The 20,522-nt window shown below is 51.5% G+C and carries 19 protein-coding genes; 16 read left to right on the top strand and 3 right to left on the bottom strand.

The window, feature by feature from the left end:
• Window positions 1-28: 28 nt before the first annotated feature.
• The 10 genes from argH to hemB all read left to right on the top strand — a co-directional run bounded on the left by argH (window position 29) and on the right by hemB (window position 9,855).
• Window positions 29-1,402, top strand: a complete 1,374-nt coding sequence (gene argH, locus DDT52_RS10690) for an argininosuccinate lyase (RefSeq protein ID WP_136156338.1) — start codon at window positions 29-31, stop codon at window positions 1,400-1,402.
• A gap of 190 nt (window positions 1,403-1,592) precedes the next feature.
• A complete protein-coding gene (rmuC, locus tag DDT52_RS10685) occupies window positions 1,593-3,125 on the top strand; it encodes a DNA recombination protein RmuC (protein ID WP_136156337.1) in 1,533 nt (510 codons plus the stop codon).
• Between the two features lie 158 nt (window positions 3,126-3,283).
• The gene (gene ubiE, locus DDT52_RS10680) at window positions 3,284-4,039 is read left to right on the top strand and encodes a bifunctional demethylmenaquinone methyltransferase/2-methoxy-6-polyprenyl-1,4-benzoquinol methylase UbiE (protein WP_109054275.1); all 756 of its coding nucleotides are present in this window, start codon (window positions 3,284-3,286) and stop codon (window positions 4,037-4,039) included.
• Window positions 4,040-4,051: 12 nt separating this feature from the next.
• The gene (gene ubiJ, locus DDT52_RS10675) at window positions 4,052-4,660 is read left to right on the top strand and encodes a ubiquinone biosynthesis protein UbiJ (RefSeq protein ID WP_136156336.1); all 609 of its coding nucleotides are present in this window, start codon (window positions 4,052-4,054) and stop codon (window positions 4,658-4,660) included.
• Window positions 4,657-6,297, top strand: coding sequence for a ubiquinone biosynthesis regulatory protein kinase UbiB (gene ubiB, locus DDT52_RS10670; RefSeq protein ID WP_136156335.1), 1,641 nt, complete (start codon window positions 4,657-4,659; stop codon window positions 6,295-6,297). The genes ubiJ and ubiB overlap by 4 nt, the downstream gene beginning before the upstream one ends.
• 82 nt (window positions 6,298-6,379) lie before the next feature.
• Entirely contained in the window at window positions 6,380-6,640 is a 261-nt protein-coding gene (gene tatA / locus DDT52_RS10665) for a Sec-independent protein translocase subunit TatA (protein WP_109054272.1), read from the top strand.
• 3 nt (window positions 6,641-6,643) lie between these two features.
• On the top strand, window positions 6,644-7,168 hold the full coding sequence (tatB, locus tag DDT52_RS10660) for a Sec-independent protein translocase protein TatB (RefSeq protein WP_136156334.1): 525 nt from the start codon (window positions 6,644-6,646) through the stop codon (window positions 7,166-7,168).
• Window positions 7,169-7,171: 3 nt separating this feature from the next.
• The gene (gene tatC, locus DDT52_RS10655; RefSeq protein WP_136156333.1) at window positions 7,172-7,924 is read left to right on the top strand and encodes a Sec-independent protein translocase subunit TatC; all 753 of its coding nucleotides are present in this window, start codon (window positions 7,172-7,174) and stop codon (window positions 7,922-7,924) included.
• Between the two features lie 108 nt (window positions 7,925-8,032).
• A complete protein-coding gene (gene tatD, locus DDT52_RS10650) occupies window positions 8,033-8,815 on the top strand; it encodes a 3'-5' ssDNA/RNA exonuclease TatD (protein ID WP_136156332.1) in 783 nt (260 codons plus the stop codon).
• Window positions 8,816-8,832: 17 nt separating this feature from the next.
• On the top strand, window positions 8,833-9,855 hold the full coding sequence (gene hemB / locus DDT52_RS10645; protein ID WP_136156331.1) for a porphobilinogen synthase: 1,023 nt from the start codon (window positions 8,833-8,835) through the stop codon (window positions 9,853-9,855).
• Window positions 9,856-9,895: 40 nt separating this feature from the next.
• Here the strand turns inward: hemB and rfaH are convergent, their stop codons facing one another.
• The gene (rfaH, locus tag DDT52_RS10640; RefSeq protein WP_136156330.1) at window positions 9,896-10,384 is read right to left on the bottom strand and encodes a transcription/translation regulatory transformer protein RfaH; all 489 of its coding nucleotides are present in this window, start codon (window positions 10,382-10,384) and stop codon (window positions 9,896-9,898) included.
• 243 nt (window positions 10,385-10,627) lie between these two features.
• Here rfaH and ubiD point away from each other — a divergent pair, with 243 nt between their 5' ends.
• Both ubiD and fre read left to right on the top strand, forming a co-directional pair.
• A complete protein-coding gene (ubiD, locus tag DDT52_RS10635; RefSeq protein ID WP_136156329.1) occupies window positions 10,628-12,124 on the top strand; it encodes a 4-hydroxy-3-polyprenylbenzoate decarboxylase in 1,497 nt (498 codons plus the stop codon).
• Window positions 12,125-12,177: 53 nt separating this feature from the next.
• The gene (gene fre / locus DDT52_RS10630; protein WP_109054265.1) at window positions 12,178-12,879 is read left to right on the top strand and encodes an NAD(P)H-flavin reductase; all 702 of its coding nucleotides are present in this window, start codon (window positions 12,178-12,180) and stop codon (window positions 12,877-12,879) included.
• Between the two features lie 81 nt (window positions 12,880-12,960).
• On the opposite strand, the gene fadA is transcribed toward fre, so the two are convergent.
• A complete protein-coding gene (gene fadA / locus DDT52_RS10625) occupies window positions 12,961-14,124 on the bottom strand; it encodes an acetyl-CoA C-acyltransferase FadA (protein ID WP_136156328.1) in 1,164 nt (387 codons plus the stop codon).
• Between the two features lie 11 nt (window positions 14,125-14,135).
• Window positions 14,136-16,325, bottom strand: coding sequence for a fatty acid oxidation complex subunit alpha FadB (gene fadB, locus DDT52_RS10620; protein WP_136156327.1), 2,190 nt, complete (start codon window positions 16,323-16,325; stop codon window positions 14,136-14,138).
• 202 nt (window positions 16,326-16,527) lie between these two features.
• Between fadB and pepQ the strand changes: the two genes are divergently transcribed.
• From pepQ to hemG, 4 genes are all read left to right on the top strand, one after another.
• Window positions 16,528-17,859, top strand: a complete 1,332-nt coding sequence (pepQ, locus tag DDT52_RS10615) for a Xaa-Pro dipeptidase (RefSeq protein ID WP_136156326.1) — start codon at window positions 16,528-16,530, stop codon at window positions 17,857-17,859.
• Window positions 17,859-18,473 carry an IMPACT family protein gene (locus DDT52_RS10610; RefSeq protein WP_136156325.1) on the top strand — a complete coding sequence of 205 codons (615 nt, stop codon included), beginning with the start codon at window positions 17,859-17,861 and terminating at the stop codon, window positions 18,471-18,473. Before pepQ ends, DDT52_RS10610 begins: the two co-directional genes overlap by 1 nt.
• Window positions 18,474-18,513: 40 nt before the next feature.
• Window positions 18,514-19,965 carry a Trk system potassium transporter TrkH gene (trkH, locus tag DDT52_RS10605; protein ID WP_136156324.1) on the top strand — a complete coding sequence of 484 codons (1,452 nt, stop codon included), beginning with the start codon at window positions 18,514-18,516 and terminating at the stop codon, window positions 19,963-19,965.
• Between the two features lie 19 nt (window positions 19,966-19,984).
• The coding region (hemG, locus tag DDT52_RS10600; protein WP_136156323.1) for a menaquinone-dependent protoporphyrinogen IX dehydrogenase at window positions 19,985-20,522 on the top strand (538 nt) is incomplete at its 3' end.

Raw genomic sequence — 20,522 nt, 5'->3', positions numbered from 1 at the left:
ATTTATTTGAATTCTTGGAGTAATGGTTATGGCTTTGTGGGGCGGTCGGTTCAGTCAGGCAGCAGATCAACGGTTTAAACAGTTCAATGACTCACTGCGGTTTGATTACCGTCTGGCAGAGCAGGACATCATCGGCTCGGTTGGCTGGTCGAAAGCATTAGTGACCGTCAATGTGCTCAGCGAGCAGGAGCAGCAGCAACTGGAACAGGCATTGAATGCGCTGCTGGTTGAAGTACAGGCTGACCCGGAAATGATCCTGCAAAGTGATGCGGAAGATATTCATAGTTGGGTTGAACAGCGTCTGATTGAAAAAGTCGGCGATCTGGGCAAGAAGCTGCATACGGGGCGCAGCCGTAACGATCAGGTCGCAACGGATCTGAAACTGTGGTGTAAAGCGCAGATTGCCGAACTGCTGCTGGCGGTGCGTCAGCTGCGCCAGGCGCTGGTAACCACCGCGCAAGCGAATCAGGATGCGGTGATGCCGGGCTATACCCATCTGCAACGGGCCCAGCCGGTTACGTTTGCTCACTGGTGTCTGGCCTACCATGAAATGCTGCTACGTGATGAAAGCCGTCTGGAAGATACGTTGAAGCGCCTGGACGTCAGTCCGTTAGGGTGTGGCGCGTTGGCGGGCACTGCCTATCCGATTGATCGCGAACAACTGGCTGGCTGGCTGGGATTTGCCTGTGCGACGCGTAATAGTCTGGATACGGTATCCGATCGCGATCATGTATTGGAACTTTTGTCTGACGCCTCAATCGGCATGGTGCATTTGTCCCGTTTCGCCGAAGATCTGATTTTCTTTAACAGCGGTGAAGCGGCATTCGTTGAGCTTTCTGACCGTGTGACGTCCGGTTCATCGCTGATGCCACAGAAGAAAAATCCGGATGCGCTGGAGCTGATTCGCGGCAAATGCGGCCGTGTTCAGGGCGCGTTAACCGGCATGATGATGACGCTGAAAGGGTTGCCGCTGGCGTATAACAAGGACATGCAGGAAGACAAGGAAGGCCTGTTCGATGCGCTGGATACCTGGCATGACTGTCTGATGATGGCGGGTCTGGTTCTGGAAGGGATTCAGGTGAAACGACCGCGCTGCCGGGAAGCGGCGGAGCAGGGTTATGCCAATGCGACGGAACTGGCTGACTATCTGGTCGCTAAAGGCGTGCCGTTCCGCGAAGCTCATCATATTGTCGGCGAGGCGGTGGTAGAAGCCATTCGTCAGGGTAAAGCGCTGGAAGCGCTATCGTTGGCTGACTTACAGAAGTTCAGTCCAGTTATCGCAGATGATGTCTATCCGATCCTGTCGCTGCAATCCTGTCTGGACAAGCGCGCCGCACAGGGCGGCGTATCCCCGCAGCAGGTGGCGAAAGCCATCGGTGATGCGAAGCAGCGTCTGAGCTGATTCGTACCCGTCATTCATACTTTCAGGCCGGTAAATGTACCGGCCTGAAATATTTCATCGATTTCCCTGAATACCGTTCGCATTTTTCACCGAATTTCTTGCCAAACGTTCCCGTAGCCCGAATTGTCTCTGGACATCCATACAGTATCATTTTACCTTGACGCACAGAGGTAGATGCTGCGGAGGTATTGTGGATATCAGCATATTTTATGGACTGGGCGGGGGATCTGTCGGCTTGCTGGTGGGTTGGCTGATTGCCAGCCTGATGCAACAACAGCGATTGTCCCGTCATGACACCGAACAACGCCTGCTGGAACAGACGTTGCAGCAAACGCAGACATTGCTGGGGGAGAGCCGGCAGGTTCAGCAACTGGACGAGCAACGGTTGCGGCAAAACGAGCTGGAACTACGCAACGTACACGCCCAACTGTCGGCCAGTCATGAAAAACTGCAACAGCTGGGGCAACTGCGTGACGAATGCAGCCAGCTAAATCAGGAACTGCGGACGCTGCGGGAGATTAACCGCGCGCAGGAAGCCGAACTGCGGGAAGTCACCATCCGGCTGGAAGAAACCCGCATGGCTGCGGAGGAAAAACAGCGATTGCTGGCGAACAGCGAACAACGCCTGACGACCCAGTTCGAGAATCTGGCTAATCGTATTTTTGAACACAGCGGTCGCAAAGTGGACGAACAAAACAAACAAAGTCTGGATCGTCTGCTGATGCCGCTGCGTGAACAGCTCGATGGGTTTCGTCGTCAGGTACAGGACAGTTTTGGTGCAGAAGCTCGCGAACGGCATACGCTGGCGCATGAAATCCGTAATCTGCAACAGCTGAATGCCCAGATGGCGCGCGAAGCCATCAATCTGACCAAAGCCCTGAAAGGAGACAATAAGACTCAGGGTAACTGGGGCGAGGTGGTATTAAGCCGCGTACTGGAAGCTTCCGGCTTGCGTGAAGGCTATGAGTATCAGACTCAGGTCAGTGTACAGACCGGCACTAACAGCCGCATGCAACCTGATGTGATTGTCCGTTTGCCTCAGGGAAAAGATGTGGTCATTGATGCCAAAATGTCGCTGGTGGCCTATGAACGCTACTTCAATAGCGAGGATGACGCCGATCGCCTGGCGGCACTGAATGAACATTTGCTTTCTGTTCGCGGTCATATCCGCATGCTGGGCAGTAAAGATTATCAGCAACTGCCGGGGCTGCGTTCTCTGGACTATGTCCTTATGTTTATTCCCGTCGAACCGGCTTTTCTGGTCGCGATCGATCGTCAGCCAGAGTTGATCAGCGAGGCGCTAAAGCACAATATTATGTTGGTTAGCCCGACGACGTTGCTGGTCGCGTTGCGCACCATTAATAATCTGTGGCGCTATGAGCAGCAGAGTCGTCATGCACAGCAGATCGCTGAACGGGCGTCACGGCTGTACGATAAACTGCGTTTATTTGTGGATGACATGGAAACATTGGGGCAAAGCCTTGATAAAGCACAGGGCAGCTATCGTCAGTCAATGAATAAACTTTCCTCCGGGCGTGGTAATCTCATTGGTCAGGCGGAAGGATTTCGTCATCTGGGCGTGGAAATCAAACGTTCAATCAGCCCTTCTCTGGCAGAGCAGGCAACGGCACATGAAAATGCGGTTCAGGATACGTTGGCTGCGGCGCCTGACGGTATGGATGCGGAGAATCTGCCTGCAAACGCCGATATGAAAGAAAATTGAGTGGTGGTTTGCAACCCCTTATGGAGTTGTACGGTACTTTTACGCTGCGGTGAATCCTTAACCGATAGGCATTAGGCGGTGGGCTTTTTATACGGGTCTGTTACACTCTTCCCACTAATTAGGTAGACCCGATTTGACTGAAAGAGTAGGCGGATAAAATGGCTAATGAGCAGGAGAAAACAACCGACTTTGGTTTTCGTACTGTCGCCAAGGATGAAAAAGAAGTCATGGTGGCTGATGTTTTTCATTCTGTAGCAGCAAAATACGATCTGATGAATGACCTGATGTCTTTCGGTATTCATCGTATCTGGAAACGTTTTACGGTCGAGTGCAGCGGCGTGCGGCGTGGTCAGCGTGTTCTGGATGTTGCTGGCGGTACGGGCGATTTGACAGCAAAATTCTCCCGTATGGTGGGGGATGAAGGTGAAGTGGTGTTGGCCGATATTAATGCTTCGATGCTGAAAGTGGGGCGTGAGAAACTGCGCAACAAGGGCATCATCAATAATATCAGCTATGTGCAGGCAAACGCGGAAGAGTTGCCGTTCCCTGACAATTTCTTTGACTGTATTACCATCTCTTTTGGTTTACGTAACGTAACGGACAAAAACAAAGCGCTGCGCTCCATGTATCGTGTGCTGAAGCCGGGTGGACGCCTGTTGGTGCTGGAATTCTCCAAGCCGACGCTGAAGCCGTTAAGCAAGGTTTACGACATCTATTCATTCCATATCCTGCCGAGAATCGGTGAAATGGTGGCGAGCGATGCCGGAAGCTATCGTTATCTGGCGGAATCCATTCGTATGCATCCCGATCAGGAAACGTTGAAGGGAATGATGAGCGACGCCGGTTTTGACGATGTGAATTATTTCAATCTGACTGGCGGAATTGTTGCGCTGCACCGTGGTTTTAAATTCTGATTGGAAATGCCAATGCTGATAACGTCTGTCCTGACTGCCACGCTGGAAACAGCGCTGAATCAGCTGTTGTTTCGCGACCGCAGTATGAAAGCGCCCCGTCAGCGCCTACAGGGGAAAACGCTGCAAATCGAGTTGTCTGAACTGGACGCGCCTTTGGTTCTGGTTTTCAGTGAGCTGCGCCTTGATGTGATAAGCCAGTGGGAGGAGCCGGCAGACTGCCAGCTCAAGACCCGTCTATCCGTCCTGATGAAACTGCGCGATCGCCAGAATCTGTCAGCGCTGATGCGCAGCGGCGATCTGGTGATCGAGGGGGATATTCAGGTTGCTCAGCAATTTATTGTGCTGCTTGATTTAGCTGAGTTTGATCCTGCGGAATGGCTTGCACCCTATGTGGGGGACATTGTTGCTCAGGGCCTAAGCCAGACGGCGCAAAAAACGCTGCGTTTATTCAGCCGTACCTTGTGCAGACGGCAACACGTGTTATCAGAGACGATCACGGAAGAATGGCGTTTAGCGCCGGGTAAACTTGAAAATGCCTGGCTTCATGATGAAATCACCGCCTTGGAGACATCAGCCGAACGGTTGTCTGAACGGCTGGCGAAGTTGGAGACCCTACGATGATGCCTGGTGAGCTGATTCGCCTTTACAGCATCGTTCGCGTTTTGCTGAGCTACGGTCTGGATGAGCTGATCCCTAAAATGCGGCTGACGATACCGCTGCGTTTTGGCCGCCGCCTGTTGTTCTGGTTGCCAAACCGTCACCGCAATATGCCATTGGGAGAGCGTTTGCGGTTAGCTCTACAGGAGCTGGGTCCGGTCTGGATCAAATTTGGTCAGATGATGTCGACGCGGCGCGATCTGTTCCCGCCCGCGATTGCCGACCAACTGGCTATGCTGCAAGACCGCGTTGAACCTTTTGATGGCCGGCTGGCGCGCCAGCAAATCGAGCTGTCGATGGGCAGCGTTCCGTTGGAAAGCTGGTTCGATGATTTTGACATCAAACCGCTGGCGTCCGCTTCGATAGCACAGGTACATACCGCCCGTCTGAAAAGCACGGGGAAAGAAATTGTTATTAAGGTTATCCGGCCCGATATTTTACCCGTCATCAGGGCCGATATGCGCTTGATGAAACGATTGGCTGGCTGGCTGCCGAGACTGTTGCCCGATGGACGGCGCCTTCGTCCGCGGGAAGTGGTGCAGGAATATGAAAAAACCTTGCTTGATGAGCTTAATTTGTTGCGTGAAGCGGCGAATGCGATTCAGTTGAGACGAAATTTTGAAGAAAGCCCGATGCTGTACATCCCGGAGGTGTATCCGGATTACTGTAGCGAAAGCATGCTGGTCATGGAGCGGATTTACGGTATTCCGGTTTCTGATATTGAGGCCCTGACAGCCAATGGCACCAATATGCAGCTTCTGGCGGAACGTGGCGTACAGGTCTTCTTCACCCAGGTGTTTCGTGACAGCTTTTTTCATGCGGACATGCACCCCGGCAATATCTTTATCAACCACGAGCATCCTGAAGATCCGCAGTATATCGGGATCGATTGCGGTATTGTCGGTTCGCTGAACAAAGAAGACAAACGCTATCTGGCAGAGAACTTTATCGCCTTCTTTAACCGGGATTATCGTAAAGTCGCCGAACTGCATGTGGATTCCGGCTGGGTACCTGCGGATACCAACGTTGAAGATTTTGAGTTTGCAATTCGTACGGTTTGTGAGCCCATTTTTGAAAAGCCATTAGCGGAAATTTCATTCGGTCATGTATTATTGAACCTCTTTAATACTGCCCGCCGTTTTAACATGGAAGTACAGCCGCAGTTGGTGCTGTTGCAGAAAACCTTGCTGTATATCGAAGGGATCGGACGGCAACTCTATCCCCAGCTTGATCTTTGGAAGACGGCAAAACCGTTCCTGGAAACCTGGCTGAAAGAACAGGTTGGGTTACCGGCGGTGATCCGCGCCTTAAAAGAAAAAGCCCCGTTCTGGGCGGAGAAACTGCCAGAAATCCCGGAATTATTTTATGACGGTTTACGACAGCATAAGATGTTGAAACAGAGTGTAGACAAGCTTGCCAATGAATTGCGGACTCAGCATGTTCGTCAAGGACAGTCCCGTTATCTGTTGGGTATTGGCGCAACGCTACTGATCAGTGGTACGGTGTTACTGGTGAGCCATGTTGAAGCCGATATCGTCCCTTCGGGACTGATGGCGGCGGGAATTGTCGCCTGGATTATTGGCTGGCGTCGAACTCGTTGAAGCAGATCATGATACATAGCAGATTACCTTACTATAATGATAGTAATTTTCATGACCCCCTTTTTTGAAAGAGGTAAACGATATGGGTGGCATTAGTATTTGGAACTTGTTGATTATTGCGGTAATCGTCGTATTGCTGTTTGGTACCAACAAGCTGAGAACGTTGGGTTCAGATCTGGGTGCATCAATCAAAGGTTTTAAAAAAGCCATGGGTGATGAGCAGCCGTCTGCCAATACGGATAAGACGGAACAGGATGCGGATTTTGCGACCAAGTCGATCGCAGAAAAACAGTCTGAAACGAAGCAGGACGACGCCAAGAGCCAGCACAAAGAGCAGGTATAATCTGTGTTTGATATTGGGTTTGGTGAACTGTTGCTGGTCATGGTGATCGGTCTGGTTGTTCTTGGGCCGGAACGTTTGCCCGTAGCGGTAAGAACGGTGGCTAACTGGATTAGAACACTGCGTTCGCTGGCGTCTACGGTTCAGAATGAGCTGTCGCAGGAATTGAAATTGCAGGAGTTGCAGGAAAGCCTGAAGAAGGTGGAAAAAGCCAGCCTGCAAAATTTGTCGCCGGAACTGAAAGCATCCATGGACGAACTCAAGGAAGCGGCTGAGGCAATGAAGCGCGGTTATTCAAAATCACCGACCGATGAGGGGAATGCACAGCCGTCAACAAGCCAGCCGTTGAACGATCCGGAAGCGATTCACGATGGTGTGATTGAGATTGAAAACGCCCCCTCATCAACCTCAATCTCAGAGAGTCAGGTTCCGGAAAGCGACCCGGCTACGGCTGCGCCGATTGCAGAGAACACGCCAAAATCTGAACAGCCTCTTGCTGTTTCTCCCCACCAAACAAGTGATGATCGTTAGTTTATGGCTGCTGAAGAGACTCAACCGCTGATTAGCCACCTGATCGAGCTGCGTAAACGGTTACTGAACAGTATTATTTGCATACTGGTGGTGTTCTTTTGTCTGGTGTATTTTGCCAACGACATTTATCAGATGGTTTCCGCTCCGCTGATTGCGCAACTCCCGGCGGGAGCCAGCATGATTGCCACCGATGTCGCCTCGCCGTTTTTCACGCCTATAAAGCTGACGATGATTGTATCGGTGTTTGTCTCCGCTCCGTTGGTGTTATATCAGGTCTGGGCATTCGTTGCCCCGGCATTGTACAAACATGAACGCCGCCTGATGATACCTTTGCTGGTTTCCAGCAGCCTACTATTCTACGCAGGTATGGCATTTGCCTACTTTGTAGTGTTCCCTCTGGCGTTTGGTTTTTTTGCTAAAACCGCGCCTGAAGGGGTTCTGATTGCGACGGATATCAACAACTATCTCGATTTTGTCATGGCGCTCTTTATGGCTTTTGGCGTGTCGTTTGAAGTACCCATCGCCATTGTGTTGCTATGCTGGAGCGGTGTGATTACTCCGGACGATCTGAAGAAGAAACGCCCCTATATACTGGTCGGTGCTTTTATCGTTGGTATGGTGTTGACGCCGCCGGATGTATTTTCTCAGACGTTGTTGGCGATTCCCATGTACCTGCTGTTTGAAATCGGCGTATTTTTCTCCCGGTTTTATGTGGGAAAAGGGCGTCGTGCTGAAACTGAAGAGCCTTCGCCATAAGGTGGCTCTTCCTGTATTTTGGAAAGGAAATGACCTCTCTTTGAGAGGTTTTGTTTTTTGTTCGCCTTGGTAGCGGTGCTACCGTCGCGATAGACGGGTAAGTAGCCAATGTTTGATATCGGAGTCAATTTAACCAGTTCTCAGTTTGCGAAAGACCGGGGGTTGGTTGTCGCTCGCGCAAAACAGTCTGGCGTCAGCGGTATGCTGATTACAGGGACAAATATTGAGGAAAGCCGTCAGGCGCTGGCGCTGACAGAGCAATATCCAACATACTGCTGGTCGACGGCGGGCGTCCATCCCCATGATGCCAGCCACTGGGATGAATCCGCCGCCGAGCAGGTTCATGATATGGCGCAATCGGATTGCGTGGTTGCAATCGGTGAATGCGGGCTCGACTTCAACCGGAATTTCTCAACGCCAGCCGATCAGGCGTTCGCGTTCAGCGCCCAATTAGCATTGGCTGCCGAACTCTCCTTGCCCGTATTCCTGCATTGCCGTGACGCGCATTCTCGCTTTCTTGCCTTACTCAAGCCCTGGATCAGCAAACTCCCGGCCGCTGTCGTTCATTGTTTTACCGGCAATCGAACCGAACTTGACGAATGCCTCACTGCGGGATTAATGGTTGGCATTACCGGTTGGGTCTGCGATGAGCGTCGGGGCCTTGAGCTGCGTTCGCTGCTAAAACATATTCCAGCAGATCGGTTGTTATTGGAAACCGATGCGCCTTATTTGTTACCCCGGGATTTAAATCCTAAGCCTGCATCTCGTCGTAACGAACCCTGTTTTTTGCCACATATCGTCCATCAGGTCGCAGGTTGGCGTGAAGAAGACGCCCTATGGCTGGGGCAGAAAACAGATGAAAATGCTCGCCGGGTTTTCCGGTTGGCTTGATTCAGGAGAATAATTATATGAGCAATGCTTTTCCCGGCACTTTTCCCGGACGGCGCATGCGTCGTCTCCGTCGTTATGATTTCAGCCGTCGCCTTGTTGCTGAGCATCACCTGACGGTCAATGATCTGATTTATCCGGTCTTTGTTATGGAAGGTTCGAACCAACGACAGGAAGTTCCCTCTATGCCGGGGGTTTTCAGAATGTCGATTGATGTGTTGCTGCAAGAGGCGGAAGCGATCGCTAAATTGGGTATTCCTGTTTTATCGCTGTTTCCGGTCATTGAGGCGGATAAAAAATCGTTACATGCCGAAGAAGCCTATAACCATGATGGTCTGGTTCAGCGAGCCGTTCGCGCCCTGAAAGACGCAGTGCCGGAGCTGGGGTTGCTGACGGATGTGGCGCTCGATCCTTATACCACCCACGGGCAGGACGGCATCATTGATGGAGAAGGCTATGTGATTAACGATGTCACCAAGGAGATCCTGGTCAGACAGGCGTTATCACATGCAGAGGCAGGCGCTGAAATTGTCGCGCCCAGCGATATGATGGACGGACGGATTGGCGCAATCCGTGACACGCTGGAAGCGCAGAACCTGATTAATACACAGATTATGGCGTATTCGGCCAAATATGCTTCCTGTTATTACGGTCCGTTTCGGGACGCCGTGGGCTCTGCGGGTAATCTGAAAGGCGGTAATAAGAAAACCTATCAAATGGATCCCGCCAACAGTGATGAGGCCTTGCAGGAAATCGCACAGGATCTTCAGGAGGGGGCGGATATGGTGATGGTCAAGCCCGGTATGCCTTATCTGGATGTGGTGCGTCGCGTGAAGGAGTCGTTCGGCGTGCCGACGTTTGCCTATCAGGTTTCTGGTGAATATGCGATGCATATGGCGGCCATTCAAAATGGCTGGCTACAGGAGCAGCCGGTCGTCATGGAATCGTTGCTGTGTTTTAAACGCGCGGGGGCGGATGGGGTACTGACCTACTTTGCCAAGCGTGTCGCACAGTGGCTGCACGATCAGCATTTACAGCGCTGATAGGACGATGACAGAGCGGCGAGCTGCCGCTCTGCCGAGATTACATTTTCTGGAACTGCCGATTATCAATACTTTGCCGAACCTGCTTATTCAACAGGTTCAGCAACAGCATAGAACGGGCCTCGCCATCTGGTTCAGTATAGATTGCGTGCAGACCGCTAAAAATCCCATCGGTAATCAGTACTTCATCGCCCGGCTGCGGAGTATGAGGATCGGTAATTCCCTGCATTGGATATAATGACAGATCGTCTATCACCTGCTGGGGAATGATGGCCGGCACATTACCAAATCGCACGAAATTACTTACGCCACGTGTGGCGCTGATTGTGGTGGTGTGGATTCGTTCGGGATCGAACGCGATAAACAGATAGTTCGGAAAGAGCGGTTCGCAAACCTCGGTACGTTTACCACGCACAATTTTATCCAGTGTGATCATGGGACTCATGCAGGCGACATCCTGACGTTCAAGATGCTCTTTCGCCCGTAGCAGTTGACCACGTTTACAATACAGTAAGTACCAGGCTTCCATGATTTTGCAGACTTATGATTATGACGGGCAAGCATAGCAAAAGCAGGCCCGGATAAAAAATTTTCGGAAGAAATTTTTAACATTGTATCGTAACGGCCTGAAAAGAGGCGTATAGGACACCGACCATAAAAAAACGCCTGGAGCGTTTTTCAACGTCGCCTGCGACGGTCATAAATAGCCGCACTAAGCAGCGACAGGCTGGAGAAGAGACTTTATAATGATCAGCCTCAACAAACTGCCCCGATGATCAGCATGAAATACCGTGACTTACGCGAATTCCTCTCGCTGCTGGAAGAGAGGGGTGAATTGAAACGCATTAGCCAGCCCATTGATCCCTATCTTGAAATGACGGAAATCGCCGATCGTACCCTGAGAGCGGAGGGCCCGGCATTGTTGTTTGAAAACCCGACGGGCTACGCCATGCCCGTGCTGTGCAATTTATTTGGCACGCCGAAGCGTGTCGCGCTCGGGATGGGGCAGGAAGATGTCAGCGCCCTGCGTGAAGTCGGGAAACTGCTGGCATTTTTGAAAGAGCCTGAGCCGCCAAAAGGGTTTCGCGATCTGGTGGATAAAATGCCGAAATTCCGTCAGGTGTTGAATATGCCCACTAAGCGGTTATCATCCGCGCCGTGTCAGGAACAGGTTTGGCAAGGTGATGACGTTGATTTGAGCCGGATACCCATCATGCAATGCTGGCCGGAAGACGTGGCGCCGCTCATTACCTGGGGACTGACCGTGACTCGCGGGCCTAATAAAGAACGGCAGAATCTGGGCATTTACCGGCAGCAGGTGTTGGGGAAAAACAAGCTGATTATGCGCTGGTTATCGCATCGCGGCGGCGCGCTGGATTTTCAGGAATGGTGTCAGGCAAATCCAGGGCAGCGTTTTCCTGTTTCCGTCGCGTTGGGCGCCGACCCGGCGACCATCCTGGGAGCCGTTACCCCTGTACCGGACACCTTATCCGAATATGCTTTTGCCGGTTTACTGCGTGGCCATAAAACCGAAGTCGTGCAATGCCTGTCTAACGATCTGGAAGTGCCTGCCAGTGCGGAAATCGTTTTGGAAGGCTATATTGAAGCGGGAGAAATGGCGCCGGAAGGGCCGTACGGCGATCATACCGGTTATTACAATGAGGTCGACAATTTTCCCGTGTTTACGGTAACGCATATTACCCAGCGGCATGATGCAATTTATCACTCCACCTATACGGGTCGTCCGCCGGATGAACCGGCGGTATTGGGTGTGGCGCTAAATGAAGTATTCGTCCCCATTCTGCAAAAGCAGTTTCCTGAAATCGTCGATTTTTATTTGCCTCCGGAGGGTTGCTCTTATCGTCTGGCGGTCGTTACCATAAAGAAGCAATACGCCGGACATGCGAAACGCGTCATGATGGGCGTTTGGTCTTTTTTGCGGCAGTTTATGTACACGAAGTTTGTTATTGTCTGTGACGATGATATTAATGCCCGCGACTGGAAAGATGTAATCTGGGCGATCACAACGCGCATGGATCCGGCACGCGATACCGTATTAGTGGAAAATACACCGATAGACTACCTGGATTTTGCCTCACCCGTTTCCGGTTTAGGTTCCAAAATGGGACTGGACGCCACCAATAAATGGCCGGGCGAAACGCAGCGCGAGTGGGGACATCCGATCAAGAAAGATCCACAGGTATGCGCCCGCGTTGATGCCATATGGGATGAGCTTGCTATTTTTAGTGACAGAGAACCCCGGCGCTAAGTGGCTGTTGCTCTGTTCTCAGTTTTGCTTTTATGACCCTACAGAGGGAATGCATGACAACATTGAGCTGTAAAGTGACTTCGGTAGAGGCCATAACCGATACGGTTTATCGTGTTCGCTTGTTACCTGAGGCACCTTTTTCTTTCCGTGCAGGTCAGTATCTGATGGTTGTGATGGGCGATCGTGACAAGCGTCCTTTCTCGTTGGCATCTACGCCGATGGAACAGAATTTCATTGAGCTACACATTGGTGCGTCTGAGCTTAATCTTTACGCGATGGCGGTGATGGAGCGTATCCTTAAGGAGAAAGCGCTGACGGTGGATATTCCGCATGGTGAAGCCTGGCTGCGGGAAGACAGTCAGCGACCGTTAGTGCTGATTGCCGGCGGAACCGGTTTTTCATATGCCCGCTCTATTCTGCTGACGGCATTGGCGCAGCAACCTGAACGCGATGTTTCAATTTACTGGGGAGGGAGAGAGAGTAAGCACCTCTATGACCTTGCCGAGCTGGAAAAACTGACGGCACAGCATCCCAACCTGCGGGTGATCCCCGTTGTTGAGCAGCCGGAAGATGGCTGGAATGGCCGAACCGGTACGGTGTTAAGCGCGGTATTGCAGGATTACGGTTCATTAGCCGATCAGGATATTTATATTGCCGGCCGCTTTGAAATGGCGAAAATTGCGCGGGAACGTTTCTGCAATGAACGCGGTGCGCTGGCCGCACACATGTTCAGCGATGCGTTTTCGTTTATTTAAAAATATCACGCTGATCTGCAAGCATAAAAATCCCGCCTGTCATCAGCGGGATTTTTTATAAGGTATGTATTGCCGGCTTACTTAAGCGCGTTCAAAAATCGTAGCAATACCCTGTCCCAATCCAATGCACATCGTTGCCACACCGAACTGAATATCGCGACGTTCCATGAGGTTGATAAGCGTGGTCGATATTCGCACACCTGAGCAGCCCAGCGGGTGACCGAGCGCAATGGCGCCGCCGTTGAGGTTGACTTTCTCGTCCAACTGTTCCAGTAGTCCCAGATCTTTAATACACGGCAAGGTTTGCGCGGCGAAAGCCTCATTAAGCTCAAAAAGTCCGATATCTGACAAACTCAGTCCGGCTCGTTTCAGTGCCAGCCTGGTTGCGGGTACAGGGCCGTATCCCATAACGGAAGGATCGCAGCCGACGACGGCCATTGCCCGGATTCGTGCTCGGACCGTTAACCCCAATGACGCCGCACGTGATTCGCTCATGATTAACATGGCTGAAGCGCCATCGGACAGGGCGGACGAACTGCCGGCCGTTACCGTGCCGTTGACGGGGTCAAAAGCGGGTTTTAACGCGGCCAGACCAGCAACGCTGGTTTCCGGCCGAATGACTTCGTCATAATCAAAACGCTGTAAAACACCATCGGCATCATGGCCGGAAGTTGGCACGATTTCATGGTGAAACGCACCCGATTTTGTTGCACGGTCAGCTCTCTGATGGGAACGTGCGGCAAACTGATCCTGCATTTCCCGGCTGATACTGTGCATGCGAGCCAGCATTTCGGCAGTCAAACCCATCATGCCCGCCGCCTTGGCGGTGGTTCGGCCAAGTCCGGGATGGAAATCCACGCCATGATTCATGGGAACGTGTCCCATATGCTCAACACCGCCAACCAGGCAGACATGGGCATCGCCGACCATAATGGCGCGAGCCGCATCATGCAATGCCTGCATGGATGAACCACATAGCCGGTTCACGGTTGTGGCAGGAACGGTCGCCGGAATTTCTGCCAGCAATGCAGCATTGCGGGCAACATTGAAGCCTTGTTCCAGTGTTTGTTGTACGCATCCCCAATAAATATCATCAATGCTGGCGGCCTCCAGCGCCGGATTCCGGCTAAGCAGGCTGCGCATCAGATGGGCAGACAAATCTTCGGCCCGCACCTGACGGAACGCGCCGCCCCTGGAGCGTCCCATGGGGGTGCGCACGGCATCAACAATGACTACGTTTTCCATATTTCTTGCCCTCATGCCGGTTGCCCCTGGGAAACGTCCGCGTGTGGCGCGATCGATGGATAATAACTTTCATTGCCTTTGGCTTTTTGCTTCAGTCCGTCAGGGACCTGATAGAGTGGCCCAAGCGATGATAGCCGCTGCGTCATTTCCAGATAGCGGGCACTGCCGAGTGTATCCAGATAGCGGCATGCGCCGCCATGGAACGGCGGGAAACCGAGCCCATATACCAATGCCATATCGGCTTCAGCCGGGCTATCGACAATGCCCTCCTCCAGACAGCGCGCTACTTCGTTAATCATGGGGATCATCATCCGGGCAATGATCTCTTCCGCACTGAAGTTTTTTCTTGGTTGGCTGACCGAGGACAGTAATTTCTCGACGTTTTCGTCCAGCGTTTTCCGCTGTTTTCCGCTGTTGTCGGTCTGATAGCGATAGAAACCCTGACCATTTTTCTGGCCAAATCGCTGATTGTCGAACAGTACGTCGATAGCATCGCGATAGTCTTTTGCCATGCGCTGTGGGAACCCTTGCGACATCACGGCCTGTGCATGATGAGCGGTATCAATGCCAACCACATCCAGCAGGTAGGCTGGCCCCATCGGCCAACCGAATTGCTTCTCCATAACCTTGTCAATTTCACGGAAATCCGCGCCATCGCGCAGTAGCAAACTGAACGCGGCAAAGTAGGGAAACAGCACGCGGTTAACAAAGAAGCCAGGGCAGTCGTTGACGACAATGGGCGTTTTTCCCATTTTGCTGGCGTAAGCCACTACGCGGGCAATGGTTTTTTCATCTGTTTGCGGGCCACGAATAATTTCTACCAGCGGCATACGGTGAACAGGGTTAAAGAAGTGCATACCGCAAAAGTTCTGTGGCCGTTTTAATGACGCAGCCAGCAGTACAATGGGGATGGTTGACGTATTGGAAGCCAGTACGGTATGTGAATTGACGTGAGATTCGGTTTCGGCCAGCACGCTGGCTTTCACTTTCGGGTTTTCAACAACGGCTTCAACCACCATGTCCATGCGATCAAAACCGGCATAATCCAGCGTTGGGTGAATATTAGCGAGTATCCGCGCCATTTTCACGCCATCCAGCTTGCCGCGTTCCAGCTGTTTATTCAGCAGCTTCGCGGCTTCGTTCATGCCGAGAGCGAGCGGCTTCTCATCGATATCTTTCATGCGAATCGGGACGTCTTTATACGCCGATTGATAGGCAATCCCTCCGCCCATAATCCCCGCTCCCAATACGGCAGCCTGCTTCGGGGGCGATAGATCACCGACGAGCTTTTTCGCTTTACCTTTTACATATTGATCGTTAAGGAAAATACCAACCAGCGCGCGGGCAGCATCTGAACGAGCCAACGGGACAAAGTTTTGCGTTTCAAGCTGTAACGCGGCATCGCGCGTCATGGATGCTGCGGCTTCAATGGTTTTCACCGCCGTCATGGGCGCAGGGTAATGCTTACCCGCGGTTTGCAGCACCATGGCTTTCGCCGTGGCAAAAACCATACTTGCTTCGATCTTGCTCAGCGTTAATGCTTCAAGTTTGGGGCGTCGATAGGCTTGCCAGTCGAGATCGCCCTTGATAGCCTGCTGCAATATTTTCAGGGCGGCGGAGTGAAGTTTTTCCTCTGCGACAACAGCCTGTACCAAACCTATCTTCAATGCCTCGTCTGCGCCGATATCTTTGCCTGCGGCAATAATTTCCAATGCACTATCGGCTCCCAACAGGCGTGGCAGCCGAACGGTTCCACCAAAACCCGGCATAATGCCCAGCTTGGTTTCAGGCAAACCCATGCGTAGACCGGTGGCCGCGATGCGAAAATCGGTCGCCAGTACACATTCACAGCCGCCGCCAAGTGCATAACCATTAATGGCGGACAGCGTGGGCACCGGCAAATCCTCCAGACGATTGAAAATACTGTTCGCAAAGGTTAGCCACTCATGAAGTTTGTCGGCCGGGGCGGCAAACAAAGAGAGAAACTCTGTAATGTCTGCACCGACAATAAACGCAGGCTTGTCCGAACGTAATAACAACCCCTTCAGTGATTTTTGTTCCGCCAGAACGTCGAGCGCTTTACCCAGGCTGGCAACCGTGCGGGTATCTAACTTATTGACGGAGCCTGGGGCAGCAAATACCAGCTCAGCGATGCCATCTTCAAGCCAGCGAAGGTAGAGGTTTTCACCTTGATAAAGCATGTTGATCTCCGGAGTCAGTGTAAGCGATCTGGTACGACCAGATGATCGAATTGTGGTTATGATGTTAATTATTTGCAAATAAAAGATTAATTTTTTGTCGATAGGATCACAAAGCACCGGACACTGCCGTTGAGTCATGGCTGTGTTAAAATGGAAAAATTGTGTTGCGATGAAAATCGTGTTGTGACGAACGGGGATACCCATGGAAAAGCTGGCTTCTTTATATCACCACCATCTGGCTACTTTGCAGCAGCGCACGCAGGCCGTTCTGGAACGTCATCAGCTTGATGCATTGTTAATTCACTCTGGCGAGCTCCTGACTGTATTTCTGGACGATCACGACTATCCTTTTAAGGTCAATCCGCAGTTTAAAGCCTGGGTTCCGGTCACACAGGTGCCCAATTGCTGGCTATGGGTGGACGGGGTTAATCCGCCAAAACTGTGGTTCTATTCGCCGGTCGACTACTGGCATAACGTCGCACCCATACCAGACAGTTTCTGGACGAATGACGTAGACATCTCGGTTTTGCGTCACGCAGATGATATCGGAAAGCGGCTTCCGGCTTCGCGTCAACGTGTGGCCTATATCGGCTATATCCCGCAGCGAGCGGTGGATCTGGGCATCCAGGCGGAAAATATCAACCCTCAAGGCGTGCTGGATTATCTGCATTATCACCGTGCTTATAAAACGGACTATGAACTGGCCTGCATGAAGGAAGCTCAGAAAACTGCGGTTGTGGGACATCGCGCCGCGCATGAAGCTTTTCTATCCGGCATGAGTGAGTTTGATATCAATCTGGCCTACCTGACGGCGACGGGTCATCGTGATACCGATGTGCCTTACAGCAATATTATCGCGCTGAATGAGCATGCCGCGGTGCTGCATTACACCCAGTTGGAACAGCAGGTTCCGTCAGAAGTGCGCAGTTTTCTGATTGATGCGGGTACTGAATATAATGGTTATGCGGCTGATTTGACCCGTACGTATTCTTCCCTGAGCGATAATGCGTTTGCCGCGTTGGTGAAAGATCTGAATCAGGAACAGCTAGGTTTGATCGATACCGTTCGGGCTGGCGTCCGCTATACCGATTATCATCTGCAAATGCACCAACGTATTGCGAATTTGCTGAAATCACATCAGTTGATTCAGGGAATCAGTGAAGAAGCGATAGTGGAAAACGGACTGACGACGCCCTTCTTTCCACATGGATTAGGGCATCCTTTAGGGTTACAGGTCCATGATGTAGCCGGCTTTATGCAGGATGACTACGGCACTCACTTGGCGGCCCCTTCTCAGCATCCCTATCTGCGTTGCACCCGGATTCTTGAACCTGGCATGGTATTGACCATCGAACCCGGCATTTATTTCATTGAATCGTTGCTTGAGCCCTGGCGTGCCGGTGCATTCAGCCAGCATTTCGACTGGCGGAAGATTGATGCATTAAAACCATTTGGTGGTATCCGTATTGAAGATAATATCGTCATTCATGAAAAGCGGGTTGAAAATATGACTCGCGATCAGAACCTGGCCTGATGCAGAGCTATAAGGTCCCCATTGAGCCTGTGAGTTTCAGTGAGGAAATCAAGAAGAGCCGTTTTATTACCATGCTGGCGCCTACGCAGGGTGGTGACGCTGCAAAAGGCTTTGTTCAACAGGTAAGAGAATGGCATCCTGCCGCGGGCCATCACTGCTGGGCGTTTGTGGCAGGTGCGCCGGATGATTCTCAGCAGCTTGGTTTTTCTGATGACGGCGAACCTTCAGGAACAGCAGGCAGGCCGATGTTGGCGCAGCTGATGGGAAGCGGTATTGGAGAAATTACCGCTGTCGTCGTTCGTTACTACGGTGGGATACAGTTGGGTACTGGCGGGTTAGTGAAGGCCTACGGCGGTGGTGTTCAACAGGCTTTAAAGTTGGTGCCATTGCAAGAGAAAATATTACAGAAAGAATACGGTTTATGCTGTGACTATGCACTGCTGGCTCAGATTGAAACGCTGGTATATCAGCTCGGTGGGCAAATCCTGCATAGTGAATATGGTGCGGAAGTGACACTGCGTTTGTCTATTCCTGTCCGAAGGGTAGAGGAAGCGACGGTGAGATTGCGCGATCTGAGCCGTGGGGCGTTGCATTTATTGCCAATTTCACAGTAATTCCAGCGCTGTTTTATGAATCACTAAGGAATTTTCTGCAATGCATTTGCGTGCCATAACCCGAATTGTGGGCCTGCTGGTTATCCTATTTTCCGGAACAATGTTTATCCCCGGATTAGTGGCCTTAATTTATCGTGATGGCGCCGGCCGGGCTTTCACCCAGACATTTCTTGCCGCACTGGCTATCGGGGTAATGCTTTGGCTGCCTAACCGGACGCAACGGCATGAGCTGAAATCCCGCGAGGGATTCCTGATTGTTGTCCTGTTCTGGACCGTGCTCGGCAGCGTCGGAGCACTGCCTTTTCTATTTGCAGAACATCCGAACCTTGGCGTAACGGATGCATTTTTCGAGTCGTTTTCCGGCCTGACGACGACGGGAGCGACCACACTGGTGGGGCTGGATTCACTGCCCAAGGCAATACTCTTCTATCGGCAGATGTTGCAATGGTTTGGCGGTATGGGGATTATCGTCCTGGCGGTCGCCATTTTGCCTATTTTGGGCGTTGGTGGCATGCAGCTCTATCGCGCAGAAATGCCGGGACCGCTGAAAGATAACAAAATGCGTCCGAGGATTGCCGATACCGCAAAAACACTATGGCTAATCTATTTGTTACTCACCATCGCCTGTGCCACATCACTGTGGCTGGCTGGCATGCCGATTTTTGACGCGATTGGCCACAGTTTTTCAACGGTATCGGTAGGCGGTTTTTCTACCCATGACACGAGTATCGGCTATTTTAATAGCCCAACGATTAATACCATTATTGCCGTCTTCTTGTTGATCTCCGGCTGTAACTTCGGTCTGCACTTTGCGGTATTGAGTGGACGCAGTCTTCGTGTTTATTGGCGAGATCCTGAATTCCGGATGTTCATTTTTGTCCAGATGTCCTTGGTTGCGGTATGTACCGTTGTACTGTGGTTTCACAATGTTTATGCCAGCAGCATGCAAACGCTGAATCAGGCGTTTTTTCAGGTTGTTTCCATGGCGACGACGGCAGGTTTCATGACAGACAGTATTGCTTCATGGCCGCTGTTTTTACCCGTACTTCTGCTATGCTCCGCTTTTATTGGCGGCTGCGCGGGATCTACCGGCGGGGGATTGAAAGTTATTCGTATTCTGCTGCTTTTTCTGCAAGGGTCGCGTGAGTTGAAGCGATTGGTGCACCCTAATGCGGTTTACACGATAAAATTGGGCCATCGAGCCCTGCCCGAAAGGATACTGGAAGCCGTATGGGGATTTTTCTCCGCCTATGCGCTGGTTTTCATCGTCAGTATGTTGGCCGTCATCGCTACCGGTGTTGATGATTTCTCTGCGTTTGCGGCTGTCTCGGCAACGTTGAATAATCTGGGGCCGGGTCTGGGCGCGGTGGCCGATAACTTCACCTCCATGAATGATGCGGCGAAGTGGATTTTGATCCTGACAATGCTGTTCGGACGTTTGGAAGTGTTTACTCTTTTAGTCTTGTTTACGCCAACATTCTGGCGTGAATAAAGCGGCAAGGAATAGGGTGATGAAAGCGTTAATTTTGTTCTCGAGTAAGGATGGGCAAACAAGAGCAATAGCCTCTTATATTGCCAATGCCTTAAAGGGGGCGTTGGAGTGTGATGTTATTAGTTTACTCAGTGCGCATAATATTGATTTGACTAAATATGATTGTATTCTGATCGGCGCTTCTGTCCGGTATGGTCGGTTTAATCCCGTCGTTAATCGGTTCATTCGTCAGAATCTTGCATCCTTACAACATATGCCCAGTGCTTTTTTTTCTGTCAATCTAACTGCCCGTAAACCGGAGAAACGTTCAATTCAGACGAACGCTTATACACGTAAATTTCTATTGAACTCACCCTGGCAGCCCGATTTGTGCAGCGTTTTTGCGGGGGCGCTGCGTTATCCGCGTTATCGCTGGTTTGATCGTGTAATGATTCAACTCATTATGCGGATGACGGGGGGAGAAACCGACAGTAGTAAAGAAATCGAATACACGGATTGGCAGCAGGTAACGCGATTCGCACAGGAATTCGCGCAGTTAGCGGCCAAAAAAGTCTCAT

It is taken from the genome of Brenneria roseae subsp. roseae, assembly GCF_003115845.1.
Classification (GTDB): domain Bacteria; phylum Pseudomonadota; class Gammaproteobacteria; order Enterobacterales; family Enterobacteriaceae; genus Brenneria; species Brenneria roseae.
Note: the sequence above shows the minus strand (reverse complement) of the source record. Positions and strands in the feature narration are given on the sequence as shown.